The following is a 14,484-nucleotide window of genomic DNA, read 5'->3' as shown; positions in this document are numbered from 1 at the left end:
GTCAGCCCAGGCAGATCACGACGAGGCAGAGCTTGTCGGACGAGGAGGAGGACGAGGAGGACGACGAGCTCGACGACCCTGTCTGGCCGGAACCGGAGGAGCCGCTGGTGCCGGTGCTCGTGCCGGAGCCGGTGCCGGGCGTCGGGGACGCCGTCGTGCCCGTCCCCGTGCTCGTGCCCGTACTCGTGCCCGTGGTGCCGGTCGTCGGTACGGGGGTCGACGTCGGGTCCGTGATCGGCGTGGAGCGGGGGGCCGTGGAAACGGTGCCCGTCCCGCTCACCGCAGCGGCGTGACGGGGCGCGGAGGCCTGGGAGCGCTGCTGCGGGGCGCCGGCGGGGGAGACGACGTAGCCGACCGGTGCCGTCCGTGCCGTGGGCGTACGGGGGGTGCCGGTGGTCTGCCGGTGCGGGTCGGCCGCGGTGGGTGTGCCCGACGGCGGGGTGGGAGAGGCGGGCTTCTCGCCGACGCCCATGCTGCGGTTGTCCGGCGCGGCGGCCGCCTGGGCGCGGTCGCCGGAGCCGCGGTCCATCGAGGCGAGGGTCAGCCCGCCGCCGACGAGTGCGACGGCGGTCGCCACCACGGCCCGGCGCTGGCTCTTCTTCCAGCGGGCCAGCTGGCGCCGCCGGGCCGCCCGTCCCTGCGGTGCGCGCGGTGCGTCGGTGACATCGGCGGCCGACGCGGTGTCGGCGGTGTCCGCCGTGTCGGTCAGGGGCGCGTCGTCGTACCAGGTGTCCGGGCCGGGGTACGGCTCGGCGGCGGCCGGTATCTGCAGGGCGGCCACCGTCGTCATCGGTGTCGTACCGGTGCGGCCGTCGGTGTTCGGCGGGGCGATGTCCGGGGCGTAGGCGCCGCACCCGGGACAGACCAGGGCGCCGTTGAGGTGTCGGCGGCACGAGGAGCAGTAGTCCATTGCGGTCTTCCTGAGTCGACTGCGCCGTGGTCACCGGGACCCCGGCCTGGTCACGCCCGTACGGGAGATCGAGCGATCAGACACGCTAACGAGCCTTTCGAAAGGCTGTGTGCAGCCCGTGTGGTGCTCCTGCACAGATTCCCGGCCGATTCCCGGCCGATGGCATATGGCCCGCCTCAGCGGGCACTCCGCCGCGCCTCGCGGCATCGTGGAGGCGGGCGCCCCCGCACCGGATCGGCAGGAGGACACGCATGCTCGGCACAGACTTCCGCACCGGCTCACCCGTCTGGCTCGACCTCGGCAGCCCCGACATCGAGGCGACCGCCGCGTTCTACGGCGCCGTCTTCGGCTGGACGTTCGCGCCCGCCGGTCCCGAGGCGGGCGGGTACGGCTACCTCCAGAAGGACGGCGCGACCGTGGCGGCCGTCGGCCCGCTGACCGAACCGGGCGCGACGCCCGCGTGGATGACGTACTTCAAGGCCGCCGACGCCCTGGCCACCGCCGACGCCGTGATCTCGGCCGGCGGAACGGTGCGGGCGGAACCGGTGAGCATGGGCGAGGTGTGGATGGCCCAGTTCACCGACCCGCAGGGCGCCGAGTTCGCCGTGCTGCAGTCCGGTGAGGGCCTCGGACGGACGTCGGAGGACGACACGCTGGTGTGGGTGGAACTGCACGTCGGCGATCCGGTGGCCGCCATCGCCTTCTACCGGGAGCTGTTCGGCTGGCGCTCGGCGGAGATGCAGGCGCCGGGCATGACGTACCGCGTGCTCAGCATCGCCGACGGCGACCAGCAGGAGGGTTCCTTCGGCGGCGCCGCCCCGCTGCGGGACGGTCAGGAGCGGGCGCGCTGGGTGCCGTACTTCGCGGTGGCCGACGCGGACGCGACCGTCGCCAGAGCGCGGGACAACGGCGGCACGGTCGTGATGCCGGCCGCGGACGTCCCGGACGTCGGCCGCATCGCCTGGCTGGCCGACCCGGCCGGCGCGGTCTTCGCGGTCCTGAAGCCGAACCCGCGGCAGGCCGCCGCCTAGCCGGACCCCGGACGCCTCGCTCCGCCGGGAGTTCATCCCCGGCAACTCCCGTACGTGTACGCATCGTTGTCCGGACAGAACGCGCTGTGTTCCACTAATGTCCTTCCACCACCACGATCACGTGTCTCCTGGGCGGGAGAGCATCCATGGGGGATCCGAGTGAGGAGCTGGGGTTCGAAGGACTCCTCGGTGAGGAAGGCTTCTTCGCGCGTCTGCTCGGGCGGTCACCGTCGGGCGGCGGCCGTGAAGAGCTGTACGGGCCCGATCTGCCCGTCGTGCTGCTCACCGGCGGCCCGGGCATGGGCAAGGGGCGGCTGCTGGACATGGTGTGGCGGCAATTCGCCACCCAGCTGCCGGTCGTCCGCCTGGACTGCGGCTCGGGGGAGTACGCGGACCGTGCGGCGCGGGAAAAGGGTGCCCGTTCGGCCGCGACCGAGATCCTGGTCGAGGCCGCCCGGACGCTGAGAACCTGGCCGGGGACGGGCGGCTCGTTCCTCTTCCCCCGGTTCTTCTCGGGCCTGGTGCTGGTCACGACCGGCGTCACCGGGGGCACTCCCCGAGCGGTCCGGGCAGAGATCGAGCGGTACACGGACCTGCCGGAGAAGCGGCGGCTCCGCGCCCTGTTCACAGGTGGCTTCTGGCGGGACCGAGGAGTCGTCCGGAATCTGCTGGCGGCCCTGGAGCAGCCGCTCGACGGGGCCGCGGTGGGCACCGCGTTGCTGGCCGCCCTCGACACGAGCCTGACCCCCAAGGGCCGTAGGGAGCTGACGCGGATCTACGGCGCGTATCTGGGCGCGGGCCACCCGTACCAGCACGGGCTGCGCAGTCTCGCCGCCGACTTCCGGGCCCGCGGAGAGGGGCGCGAAGTGGCGGAGAGCTTCCTCTTCTGGGCGCTGCGTGAGGACCTTGAGGCGGCGTACACGGGGGTGCTGGCCTACCTGAGCCGGGTCGGCCGCCCGGCGCTGCTGCTGGACCGCTCCGAATCACCGCTGGGGGAGCAGCTGTTGCGCGCCGTGCTCACCGACCGCCGGGGCGGTCGGCGCGATCGCGTGGTGATCGTGGGCACCGCGCGCCGGGCGGACGGCGGGGCCTTTCTGTACGGGGGCCTGCGGCAGGAGGAGGTGCGGCCCCCGGCGGAGTTCCGGCCCGCCGACGAGGTGCCGCCCGCATGGTCCCGCCGTAAGCACAAGGGAACGGACCTGGCACCGCTGGCCGACGGGGTGCTCCTGCTGCGGATGCCCCTGCTCACCGGCGACCAGATCGGCGAGGAGACCGCGCGCAGACAGCTGCGCGCGGAGCCGGAGGGCGGTACGAACCGTCGTCGTATCGACGCCGCCGTGGCCCGGTTGAGCGGCGGACGGCCGCACATGGTGCTCCGGCTGGCCGCCGCTGCCGCCGCCTTCCAGATGCCGGCGGACGCCAACGACCGGGACCTCCTGGACGCACCGCTGCACCTTGCGGCCGACGGCGAAGGCGACGGTGAGCGGCCCGTGTTCGACGCCCTGCTGCGGGAGCTGATCCTGAAGCAGCTGCCGGTGCGGCTGCCGCAAGAGCACCACGGCCAGTGGCTGGATCTGCTCACCCATCTCTCGGTCGCGCACGACATGGAGTGCGCTGACGTCCTGCTCGACTATCACCAGCGCGGCCGGCTCAACCGCCTGACGGCACATCAGGTCACGCAACTGCTCGCCGACACCGGATGGCCCAGCTGCGAGCGGCACTTCATCGGGGACTTCGGGCTGCGCCAGCTGCTGGTGCACCGGCTGTACGGGCTGCACCCCGACGGAGCCGCCTGGTACGACGACCACCGTCTGCTGCGCAACCACTACAGCCGGCGCGCGAAGGACGAGGCCACGGCGGACGGCGGGGCGACGGCGGACGGCGGGGCGTTCCGCTCGGTCATGGCGCACCGGATGAACCACCACCTGGTGTCCGGCGGCGTGGACGGCGTGGTCGGCCATCTGGTCGCCACGCTGCCCGGCCGTCCGCTGAAGTGGTGCGCGGAGCTGCTGGAGATCGCCCAGGCGCCGTATCCGGGCGGCGCGGACACCCGCCGGCAGCGCGCCCAGGGCCTGGTCGCGCTGGAGGGAGACGCGCTGCGCCGCACCGTGGACCAGCTGCTGCACGCCGTATGGCTGTGCGAGGAGCGGACCAGGCCGACGGGACAGGGGGCCGCCGACATGCTGACCAGGCCGCTGGACCTGCTCTCGATCATGGAGTTCGACGGCGCCGGACAGCTCGGCGGGGTGGCCATCGAGTGGAGCGGCCTGGCGGCGAACGAGCAGCCGTTGTTGCGCTGCGCCTGCACTGGACAGCTCGGGCGAAGGAGGTAGCGGGGATGCCCAGGTGGCAGAAGATCCTTTACGCGTTGCTCGTCGCGGCCGTGGCCGTGACCGGGGGCGTGTTCCTCTGGTCGTACCTCCACCGACCGGACACCTGTGCCGACGGGGTCGACCGGATCGGCGGCGAGTGCGTCGGCGTCAACGGCTCGGGCTACGACTTCGGCAACGGGGACATCACCGCCGTGGTCCGGGCCATCGCCCAGGAGAACAAGAAGATCGAGGGCCAGCCCCATGTGACGGTGGCGATGGTGCTGCCGCTGCAGTCGGACAAGGCCGGCCTGCGGCGGGAGATCCGCAGCGATCTGCAGGGGGCGTATCTGGGGCAGTTGCAGGCCAACGCGGGCGAGGGGGAACCGCCGAAGATCAAGCTGGTGCTGGCCAACCCCGGGCAGGACTACCGGCACCAGGCGACGGTCGTGGACACCTTGGTGCGCATGGCCGGCTCGCCGAAGGACCAGCTGCGCGCCGTCACCGGCTTCAACCTCAGCCTCGACGCCACGAAGGACGCCATCGCGCAGCTGACGGAACACGGCGTTCCCGTGCTCGCCTCCCGGATCACCGGAGACCAGATCGCGAACGCGGACGGGCTGGCGAAGCCGCGGTTCCCCGGCCTGGCCCGGATCATCACGACCAACCACGACGCGGCCCAGGCGCTGGCCAACTTCAACGGTGCGCAGGACCGGGAGAACAGCAAGACGGTGGTGGTCTACGACACGCGCCAGGACGCCTACGACGAGTCGCTGGCGCAGGCGTTCAGCGGGATCAAGGAGACGGGTCCGCCCGGTCCCGAAGCGATGCGCTTCACCTCCCCGGCGATCGACGAGGCGGGTTCGACCGGCAACCAGCTCGAACAGATAGCCAACAACATCTGCCAGAGCTCGGCCGACACCATCTACTTCGCGGGGCGCAATCTGCACCTGCGGCTCTTCGCGCTCAAGCTCGCCAAGCTGGACTGCGAGAACCGGCACTACACCATCATCACCGGCGCCGACGCCGCCTCGTTGCAGCAGAACATGACGGCGGGCGACTGGGAGGAGCTGCGCGGCACGGGCGGCACGGCGAAGGTGACGGTGCAGTACGCCGCCCCCGCGCACCCGGACGCCTGGAGCACCGAACTGGCCGCCTGGCGCAAGAACTGGGTCGCGGCCCACCACCGCGAGCCCACCGACGCCGAGCTCCCCCAGTACCTCACCGAGCCCCAGGCGGCTCTGGACAACCTGAAGCGGCTGATCACCAGCACACTCCACGCGGGGACGGGCCTCGGCTCCACACCGGACCTGGAGGACTCCCGCACCATGCTCAACTACGACGGCATGGTCACCATCGGCCGGGCACTGCACGAGGCGCAGAGCGGCGACGCCGCGAATGTGCCGAGCCTGCAGGACGTCGGCGGCGAGTGGGCCCAGCTCCAGTCCGCCCACCGCGTGCAGGGCACCAGCGGCCTGATCTGCCTGACCAGCGGTGGAAACCCGTACGACAAACCGGTCGCGGTGGTCGAACTGGATCCGGGCCGGCAGAGGATGGGCACCCTGAAGTTCATCGGCCTCGGCTGGCCCACGGGCCGGGAACAGCCGAAGAACTGCGTGATCCCGAGCCGCACTTCGTGACCGACGTCCGCTCGGCGGGGTTGGGAGCGCGGGCGGACGGGGTACGGCGGCGGCTACCTGTGCTTGCCGCCGCCCTGGCCGCCCGCCCCGCCGCTGCCGCCCGACTTGCCCGTGCCGCCCGAGCTGCCGGACGCGCCGCTGCCGGAGCCACTGGAGCCGCCCGACTTGCCCGTGCCGCCGGAGCTGCCGGAGGCGCCGGAGCTGCCGTTGCCCGCGCCCGCGGCCGTGCCCTCGCTGGACTTGCCCGTGTCGCCGGACTTGTCCGCGTCGGCGGACTTGGTCGGGGCGGCCGTCGCCCGGGACAGCTGCTCGGTGCAGTACGCCGCGACCTTGGCCTCGCCGCCGGCCTCGGTGACGAGCTCCTGCCAGGCCTTGGCGCCGAGCGCCTTGCCGCGGCCCCGGACGTGCTCGTAGGCGCGGCAGTGGGCCTCGGTGTCCTGGGCGGTGGCCGGTCTGTCGGTCGGGGGGAGGCCGCCGGAGGACGCCGAGGAGGCGGTGTCGCCCGGCCGGCCGGGAGCGACCGCCGACGGGTGCGCGGAGCCGTGGCCGGTGCCGTGGCTGGAGGAGGCGACGGAACCGATGGCCGCGACGGCGACCCCGCCCAGGGTGAGGCTCGCGAACACCACGCCGAGCGTCATCCGCAACGGGCGCCGGGCCCGCCGCTCCTCGCGCCGGCGCCAGTCGTCCCGGCGCCGGGTGCGGGCCCGGTGCGCGCCCGTGTCGCGGGCGGCCCGGAAGGCGGCCACGGCCCGCTGCTCGGCGCGGGGGTCGACGTCGGCCGCGCGGATGGCGGCGGCCAGGGCCGTTTCCAGGGCGGCGGCGTCCCGCGCGTACCGGGGGTCGGACAGAGCGCCGTCAGGCTCACGTCGACGGCCCGGGAATCCGCCGCCGCTCGGACCTTCACTCATGTCCGCTTCCGTCTCATGTCCGCTTCCGTTCATGTCGACTCCCCCAGCGTCCGGGCGGCGCGATCCGTCACACCCGGCTCCGTCTCGCCGCCGAAGCCCAGCTGGCGGGCGAGGCGTTTCAGACCCCGGTGGGCCGCCGTGCGCACTGCTCCCGGGCGCTTGCCGAGGACGCGGGCGGCGGCGGGACCGTCCAGGCCGACGACGACGCGCAGGAGTACCGCCTCGGCCTGGTCCTTGGGCAGCCCGCGGACCAGTTCCAGTGCCCGCTCGGTGGAGAGGGACTCCAGGGCCTGCTCGTGGGTGCTGTGCTGCGCGGGCAGGTCCAGCACGTCCTGCTCGGTGCCGCCCGCCCGGGGCCGGGTGCGCTGGCGGCGCAGATGGTCCAGCGCCCGGTGCCGGGCGATGGTCGCGGTCCAGCCGCGGAAGCCCGCGCCGTCGCCCTTGAACCGCCCGAGGTCGCGGGATATGTCCAGCCAGGCGTCGGACGCCACGTCCTCCGCGTCGTCGCCGACGATGCCACGCAGGTAGCCGAGCAGGCCCGGCTGGACGAGCCGGAAGGCGACCGCGAAAGCGGCCTCGTCGCCGTCCTGGGCCCGTGCGACGGCTGCGCCCAGTTCCCCGTCGTACGGCTGTACGCGCCGGGGTTGCCGTGCCTGGCCCAAGATCGTCCTCGTTCGCGCCGGTTCCTGGCGAGTCCCTGCCGTCCCTCGCGCTCCGGTCGCGCCGACGGCCCATGATGGACAGCGTCTGTAGTCACAGAAATGTCACAACGCCTCAGGCGTCCTCCCGGTCCCGCGGGTGCCGGCCGGGCCGGGTGACGTTTCGCGCGGGCCGTGCGCTGGGGGAGTGCCGGGCGCGGTACCAGGCAGGCCGAGGGAGACCGCTCGCCCACGCCGGTGCCGCAGACCGTCCCGGCCCCCGTCTCCGTGCCGTCCGTGTCTCCCCCCGCGGACGGCACGGAGCGGGACGGGACGGTCCGGTGGCATGAGTGCGTACCTCTCAACAGCCTCAAGGGCGTCTCCGCCCGCGGCGTGAACGCCGGGGCTTTTTGCAAGAGGCCCGGTAACACTTCCGGCCTGCCGCGCTCTGTCCGTGGACGGTCGCGGCGGCGGCCAGCACAAGAGACACGGCTCGTGCAGTGGACGGACACGCGCCCGCACCGCAGCCCGCCCACGACACCACCGCGCCGCAGTGGTACTGAGAGCAGATTGAATCCTCCCCTCCCTGAAGGGAGGGGATTCCTGGCTCAGGCCGCCTCCTGGAGCAGCGCTCCAGGAGGTCTTCTGCCATCGGCACCAGCCGGGTTGAGACCAGCCCGGACGAGCATCACGCGTGCGGAATTCTTGTCTCGTGGAGACACCGTTCCGCACGCGGTGCAGGTGTAGGTGCGCTCACCCAGCGGCAGGCGATGCTTGGCTCTCGCATCGCAGTGCGCGCAGTCCATCGTGGTGTGCGCGGGGTGGACAAGGCGGATGTCCCGCCCGTGCTTGCGGCCCATCTCGATCAGAGCGGCCTTGGTGGCGCCGATGGCGGCGTCGGCGGCCTTACGGGCCATGGTGGTCCTGGCGAGGAACCTCGGACGGAAGTCCTCGACAGCGATGGCGTCGTGGTCACGGACGGCTTTCTTGGCCCATTTGCGGCCGCTGTCCTCACGCTGCCTGGCGATCTTCTTGTACGCCTTCGCCCGCAGTTGCTTTGCCTCGCGGTAGCCCTTCGAGGCCGCCTGGCCCTTCTTCGGCCTGCGGCGGGCCATCATCCGGTCGTACCGGGTCAGCTTCGTCTGAGCCTTCTTGCCGTGCTCGGCGTGCGGCAGGTCGTGTGCGTCGGACGTGGTGGTCGCGGTCTCCTTCACGCCCCAGTCGACGCCGAGTACACGGCCGGTCTGAGGCAGGGGCTGGACCTGGGCGGGGACGACGAATGAGGCATACCAGTGCCCGAGGCTGTCCTGGTACACCCGCACCGAGGACGGCTTGGCCGGTAATTCCCGCGACCACACCACCGTCAGGACGATGCCGCCCGCCAGGTGCAGCCTGCCGTGCTTCAGCCGGAATCCCCGCCTGGTGTAGTTGAGGCTCGCCGGTGCCTCGCGTTTCTTCTTGTGCTTCGGCATCCCGGCCCGGCGTGCCATGGGGAACCGCTGCCGAATGTCCTTGTGCGCCTTGGCGCGGGAGCGGCCGAAGTCGCGGACGATCTGCTGCTGGGGAACCGACGAGCCCTCACGAAGCCACGGCGTACGGGCGCGGGCCTCAGTCAGCATCTTGTCGAGCTGCGCCGGGCCGCACGTCTGCTGCCCCTCGGCCGCCTTGTTGTGCAGGTGTACGGCCCTGGACTTGGCGACGCATTCGTTCCACACCCACCGGCACCGGTCCCACTCCGCCGCCAGGGCAGTGCGCGCGGTGGACGACACACGCAGCCGGTACGTGTACCGGGCATGCCCAGCCTCCACAGCCGCGCTCACCTGCGTCATCTCGCCTCCTCACGGTCCCCGACCGGAACGTGATGCCCATCCCGACCCCGTTCAAGGACCATACGTACGACCACCGCACACGCGTGCCCCGATCCCGCAGCCGCCACCCCAACCAGCGATCACCGGAACGTGTGTTCGTGTCGTCCCGGTTGGTGTCGACAGCGGTACGGGCGCTCCGCGCCCCGATCCGAATACGGCGACGCTCCGCCTCGCGGCACTGGGATGCGATTCCTCCCCGCAAGAAGCAGGTGATCCACGCCCATGAGCGGAACCCGGCGCCGACCGCCGCAGCCACCACTGCCGGCAGCCGTGCGGCGGACGGCCGTGGCAGGCGCCGTACCGGTGAGCGGAAGCGGTTCATCGGCCAAGGCCCAGGCCCTCGGCCGTACGGCGGCGGGCAAGACCGGCACCACGGACGACTACCGGTCGGCCTGGTTCATCGGCTACACCCGCCAACTCGCCACCTCGGTCGTCCTGGTCAAGGAGGACCCGGCCCACCCGCAGCTCCAGTCCCTGGCGGGCATGGGCGGTCTGCGGAAGGTGTTCGGCGGCGACATCCCGACCGAGATCTGGACCCGGTACATGCGCGACGCCCTGGCCGGCCTGCCGGACCTGCCGTTCCCCGCCGCGCCGTCCCTCGGCCCCGGCACGAACGAGCCCGGCGTCCCCTCCGCCTCCCCCACCCCCGTCAGACACGTCGGGGGCAAGCCCGGCAAGCGCACGACCACGACAGCCACCCCCGGGCCGGGCACCCCGGCGACCGGCCCCAAGTGCCATGCGCACAAGTGCCGTTGACGGCACCGCGCCCCGCCGGACGGACCGGCGGGGCGCGGTGAGGAGCTATGCGGGGACGTCGCCCGTCACTTGGTGAAGGCGGCGGTCCCGTTCGGGGTGCCGAGACCGGTCGGGCCGTCGTAGCCCTTGCCCGCCTGGCACAGGTAGCCGCCGCAGGAGCCGTTGGCGCCGCTCGTGACGTCGTTCAGCTGGTCCGGGTGGGCGTAGGGGTACGACGCCGGGACGTCGCCGGTGCCCGGGGTGCCCGCGAGGGCGTAGACACCGGCGATGAACGGCGCGGAGGCGCTGGTGCCGCCGTACACGTTCCAGCCGCTCGCCTGGTAGGTGTCGTAGACGGCGAGACCGGTGGCCGGGTCGGCGACGGAGGCGACGTCGGCGACGGCGCGCTTGCCGCAGCCGGTGTCCTTCTGCCAGGACGGCTTGGCCTCGTACTGCGAGCAGCCCGAGCCCGCGCCGTCACCGCCGGCGGACGTGCCCCAGACGGACTCGGACCAGCCGCGGGTGCTGCTGTCCTTCTTGAGCGAGGTGCCGCCGACGGCCGTCACGTACGGGGAGGCGGCCGGGTACTCGACGCCGTAGCCGCTGTCGCCGGAGCTGACGGTGATGGCGACGCCGGGGTGCTTGAAGTACTGGTCGTCGGCCTTGGTGTCGGTGGCGTCCTCGTTGCCGCCGTAACTGTTGGAGACGTACTTGGCGCCCTGCTTGACGGCCTGGTTCACGGCCGCGCCGAGGTCGTCCATGCTGGCCGACTTGGCCTCGACGAGCAGGATCTTGCACTGCGGGCAGGCCGCGCTGACCATGTCGACGTCGAGGGAGATCTCGCCGGCCCAACCCGAGTCGGGGGCCGGGTAGTTGGTGCCGCCGTCCTGGTCGGTCTTCTTGAAGCAGCCGTTGCTCGTGCTGCACTCCGGCAGGCCGTACTGGGAGCGGTAGGCCGCCAGGTCCTTCTCGGCGTTCGGGTCGTCGTTGGCGTCGACGATCGCGACCGTGGCGCCCTTGCCGGCGTCCTTGGGCAGGTGGTAGGCGGCCTGGAGGTCGGCCGGCCCGAAGCCCTTGGGGGTGTCGTGGTGGCCGAGGGACTTCTGCGTCTTGAGGTCGGTGCGCTCGACCGCCTCGCACGCCATGTATCCGGGCTTGCTCGGCTCGGAACAGAGCCGGTGGGTGTGCACCGTGGCGACGGACGCCGTGGAGGCCGTGGATGTGGTGGTCGTGGTGGTTGTGGTCGCGAAGGCTGCCGACTGCGAGACGACGGCCAGGCCGCCGGTGATCAGGGCCGCTGCGGACAGCAGGGCGGGCGCGCCGCGGCGTATCGGGTTCCTTCGGCGATGGGAATGCAATGAACTGCCCTCCGTGGGGGGATGGGTGGCTCCGGGACGGCGGCCGGAGGCGGGAGCTGCACTGTCGAGTGCATGACAACCGCTTTCCGTTGGGGGTGGCCGAGCGGAGCTGTCTTACGGGCATCGTGTGTGCTGCCACCCCGGTCAGTGGTGGCTACGAAGGAGATTATTGACCATTTGCCGAAGAGAACAGGGCCAGTTGGTAAAACCTTGGCCCCAACTCCTCAGGAGCGGCGGGTACCTTGTGCAGCCATGGAGCTTGAAGACAGAACCATCAGCGACCTGATGTCGCTGGGCCTGGCCCGGTACGAGGCACGGGTCTACCTGGCGCTCATCAGGCGTGGTTCTTACACGGCAGCCGAGGCGGCCCGGGAGGCCGACGTGCCGCGCCAGCGCGTGTACGACGTGCTGGACGCCCTCGTCCGGCGGCAGCTGGCCACCGCCCACCCCGGGCGGGTGACCACGTACTCCGCCGTGACGCCCGAGCTGGCCCTCGCCCGGCTGATGGCCGTGCAGCGGGAGTCCGTCGACCGGCTGGAGCGGGTCTCGCAGACATTGGCCGGTGCCCTGCAGCCCCTGTGGACCCAGGGGCAGGACCATACCGACCCCCTGGACTACATCGAGATCCTGCGCGACCCGAAGCGGATCGCCGAGCGCTTCGCCGACATCCAGCGCCAGGCCCGCCACGAACTTCTCACCTTCTGCAAACCGCCGTTCGTCGCGCCCGCCGAGAACACCGAAGGCATCGCGGTGGTCCGCCGGCTTCACCGGGCGGGCGGCACCGTCCGCGCGATCTACCTCGACGACGCCCTGGACGACCCCGGGCAGCTGGAGCACGTACGGCGCTTCGCCGCCGCGGGGGAGGAGGCCCGCTTCGCTCCCGAGCTGCCGCTGAAGCTCGTCATCGCCGACGCCTCCCTCGTCCTGTGCGACATGCCCGACCCGGTGGCCGGCGCCGGCTCCACCACCACCCTCTTCATCGAACACCCGGCCCTCGCGAGCTGTCTGCGGCTGGCCTTCCACACGGTGTGGACGGAGGCGGTGCCCGGACCGGAGGCCGAGCCGGGCCGGTGAGCGCTCAGTCGGGGATGACGGCGGTGCGGTGCCGCCCACGGCTTCGAGGTGCGGATCGCGACCACCCCGCTCCTGCAGGGAACCGTCATCATCGACCGGCGCACCATGATCCTCACCGACCCGGTGTTCCCCGCCAGGGCCGCTCACGGCCGGCGCACGTACACCATGAGCGGCGCGCCGGCCCTGGTCGGCGGAGCCTACGCGCTCTTCGAAGCCGCCTGGGAGAGCGCCACCGACCTCGCCGCGTTCCTGGCTGCGCAGTGGCCCCGGATCGATGCCCGGGCCGCCAGGGTCCTGCGTGCCCTGAGCTCCGGTGTCACCGACGAGGCGGCGGCCCGGGACCTCGGCATGTCACTGCGCACCTACCGCCGCCGGGTCGCCGAACTGCTCGTCGCCCTCGACGCCGGCTCCCGCTTCCAGGCCGGCGTACGGGCGGGCGAGCTGGGCCTGACCCGCGGCTGCCCCCGGGGCCGCCGACCTGGGGTTTCCGTCCGGCGCGCCAAGTCCCGGTGACCTTGGGAGAGTTCGGTCACGAGTGCGGTGGTCACGGCTCAATCACCGTGTTGTCCTTACATCTTGACGTTTCCTGTGGTTTTCGTTTGGCTTTCCGCCACCTGGGTTGCCAGCTGCCCCATCCCCCCGGAAGGCACCTGCTGTGAACGCTCCAACCTCCCCCCACAGGACCCCCGTACGCCATGGCGGAATCGTCCTGGCCGCCGCCGCGTCCGCTCTCACCCTCACCGCGTGCGGCTCCCTCGGCAACGTCGTCGGCAGCGGCGGCTCCGCCTCCCCGAAGGGCGACGCCATCGTGGTGGGCCTGCTCCTGCCCGACAAGGACACCGCGCGCTTCGAGAAGTTCGACCACCCCATCATCCAGAAGGAGGTCGCCACCCTCACCCACGACAAGGGCAAGGTCGTCTACGCCAACGCCGAGGCGGACCCGGCCACGCAGAGCCGGCAGTTCCAGCAGATGGTGGCCGAGAAGGTCGACGTCATCCTGGTGGACGCGCTGGACGCCAAGGCCATCGCGCCGGACGTGCAGAAGGCCAAGGACGCGGGCATCCCGGTGATCGCGTACGACCGCCTCGCACAGGGGCCGGTCGACGCCTACGTCTCCCACGACAACGAACTCGTCGGCCAGGTGCAGGCCCGCGCCATCGTCCAGGCGCTCGGTCCGAAGGCGTCGAGCAGCAAGGTCGTCATGATGAACGGCGACCCCGCCGACCCGAACACGGCCCGGTTCAAGGAGGGCGCGCTCGGCGAACTCCAGAACCAGGTCGACATCGTCGCCCAGTACGACACCGACAAGTGGTCGCCCGCGATCGCCAAGGCGAACATGAAGAAGGCGATCCGGTCGGTCGGGCTGAGCAACATCGCCGCCGTCTACTCGGCGAACGACGGCATGGCGGGCGCCGTCATCGAGGAGCTGAAGGCAGCGGGCGCGACGAAGATCCCGCCGGTGACCGGGCAGGACGCGAACCTGGACGCGGTCCAGCGGATCGTCTCGGGCGAGCAGTACATGACCGTGTACAAGTCGTTCCTGGACGAGGCCACCGACGCCGCGCAGATGGCGGTGGACAAGGTCAAGGGCAAGGACATCCAGTTCGACGCGCTGACCCGCGACACGGTCGACAGCCCGACGACGAAGAAGATCCCCGCGCGGCTCGTGCCGGTGGTCGCCCTCACCCGGGACAACATCAAGCAGACGGTGATCGCGGACGGCGTCTACACCGTCGCGGACATCTGCACCCCGGCATACGCGGCGGACTGCGCCGCGATCGGCCTGAAGTAGCGGCCCCGACCCTGTCGGCTTCGCTGGGCGCTCCCGGCCACGGCCACGGCCCCGCCCTCGGCGTGCTCGCCCTTCCCGGCGGCCACCACGACCGGGTTCGCCACCTTCGGTGTGCTCTCGTGCTCCCCTCACCCGAATCCCGGCGGGGGCCGTTCGGCCCTTGCAGGAGGGCCGTACGGCGCCCCAGGGGGACCGGCCGCCCCCTGCCGATCCCCCTGCCG

12 protein-coding genes are annotated in these 14,484 nt (G+C 72.1%); 7 read left to right on the top strand and 5 right to left on the bottom strand.

The window, feature by feature from the left end; translation table 11 throughout:
* Window position 1: 1 nt before the first annotated feature.
* A complete protein-coding gene (locus O1G22_RS20215; protein WP_270082623.1) occupies window positions 2-910 on the bottom strand; it encodes an SCO2400 family protein in 909 nt (302 codons plus the stop codon).
* A gap of 251 nt (window positions 911-1,161) precedes the next feature.
* Here O1G22_RS20215 and O1G22_RS20210 point away from each other — a divergent pair, with 251 nt between their 5' ends.
* The 3 genes from O1G22_RS20210 to O1G22_RS20200 all read left to right on the top strand — a co-directional run bounded on the left by O1G22_RS20210 (window position 1,162) and on the right by O1G22_RS20200 (window position 5,890).
* Window positions 1,162-1,941, top strand: a complete 780-nt coding sequence (locus O1G22_RS20210; protein WP_270082622.1) for a VOC family protein — start codon at window positions 1,162-1,164, stop codon at window positions 1,939-1,941.
* Between the two features lie 146 nt (window positions 1,942-2,087).
* On the top strand, window positions 2,088-4,274 hold the full coding sequence (locus O1G22_RS20205; RefSeq protein ID WP_270082621.1) for a hypothetical protein: 2,187 nt from the start codon (window positions 2,088-2,090) through the stop codon (window positions 4,272-4,274).
* A gap of 5 nt (window positions 4,275-4,279) precedes the next feature.
* Complete coding sequence (locus O1G22_RS20200) at window positions 4,280-5,890, top strand: ABC transporter substrate-binding protein (protein ID WP_270082620.1); 1,611 nt, start codon at window positions 4,280-4,282, stop codon at window positions 5,888-5,890.
* A gap of 53 nt (window positions 5,891-5,943) precedes the next feature.
* Here O1G22_RS20200 and O1G22_RS20195 read toward each other — a convergent pair whose 3' ends face one another.
* The 3 genes from O1G22_RS20195 to O1G22_RS20185 form a co-directional block, all read right to left on the bottom strand.
* Window positions 5,944-6,798: a hypothetical protein gene (locus tag O1G22_RS20195; RefSeq protein ID WP_270082619.1), complete on the bottom strand. Its 855-nt coding sequence runs from the start codon at window positions 6,796-6,798 to the stop codon at window positions 5,944-5,946.
* A 29-nt stretch (window positions 6,799-6,827) separates the two neighbouring features.
* Window positions 6,828-7,460, bottom strand: coding sequence for an RNA polymerase sigma factor (locus O1G22_RS20190; protein WP_270082618.1), 633 nt, complete (start codon window positions 7,458-7,460; stop codon window positions 6,828-6,830).
* Between the two features lie 584 nt (window positions 7,461-8,044).
* A complete protein-coding gene (locus O1G22_RS20185) occupies window positions 8,045-9,265 on the bottom strand; it encodes an RNA-guided endonuclease InsQ/TnpB family protein (RefSeq protein WP_270082617.1) in 1,221 nt (406 codons plus the stop codon).
* Window positions 9,266-9,526: 261 nt separating this feature from the next.
* Here O1G22_RS20185 and O1G22_RS20180 point away from each other — a divergent pair, with 261 nt between their 5' ends.
* Window positions 9,527-10,060, top strand: coding sequence for a hypothetical protein (locus O1G22_RS20180; protein ID WP_270082616.1), 534 nt, complete (start codon window positions 9,527-9,529; stop codon window positions 10,058-10,060).
* A 65-nt stretch (window positions 10,061-10,125) separates the two neighbouring features.
* Here the strand turns inward: O1G22_RS20180 and O1G22_RS20175 are convergent, their stop codons facing one another.
* Window positions 10,126-11,397 carry a S53 family peptidase gene (locus O1G22_RS20175; protein ID WP_270082615.1) on the bottom strand — a complete coding sequence of 424 codons (1,272 nt, stop codon included), beginning with the start codon at window positions 11,395-11,397 and terminating at the stop codon, window positions 10,126-10,128.
* A gap of 252 nt (window positions 11,398-11,649) precedes the next feature.
* Here O1G22_RS20175 and O1G22_RS20170 point away from each other — a divergent pair, with 252 nt between their 5' ends.
* The 3 genes from O1G22_RS20170 (at window position 11,650) to O1G22_RS20160 (ending at window position 14,263) form a co-directional block, all read left to right on the top strand.
* Window positions 11,650-12,471, top strand: a complete 822-nt coding sequence (locus O1G22_RS20170; RefSeq protein WP_270082614.1) for a TrmB family transcriptional regulator — start codon at window positions 11,650-11,652, stop codon at window positions 12,469-12,471.
* Window positions 12,472-12,519: 48 nt separating this feature from the next.
* Complete coding sequence (locus tag O1G22_RS20165; RefSeq protein ID WP_270082613.1) at window positions 12,520-12,984, top strand: MalT transcriptional regulator family protein; 465 nt, start codon at window positions 12,520-12,522, stop codon at window positions 12,982-12,984.
* Window positions 12,985-13,126: 142 nt separating this feature from the next.
* Window positions 13,127-14,263: a sugar ABC transporter substrate-binding protein gene (locus O1G22_RS20160; RefSeq protein ID WP_270082612.1), complete on the top strand. Its 1,137-nt coding sequence runs from the start codon at window positions 13,127-13,129 to the stop codon at window positions 14,261-14,263.
* Window positions 14,264-14,484 lie beyond the last annotated feature (221 nt).

This window comes from Streptomyces camelliae (genome assembly GCF_027625935.1).
GTDB classification, from domain to species: domain Bacteria; phylum Actinomycetota; class Actinomycetes; order Streptomycetales; family Streptomycetaceae; genus Streptomyces; species Streptomyces camelliae.
The sequence above is the reverse complement of the archived record's forward strand: the minus strand, read 5'-3'. Positions and strand labels throughout refer to the sequence as shown.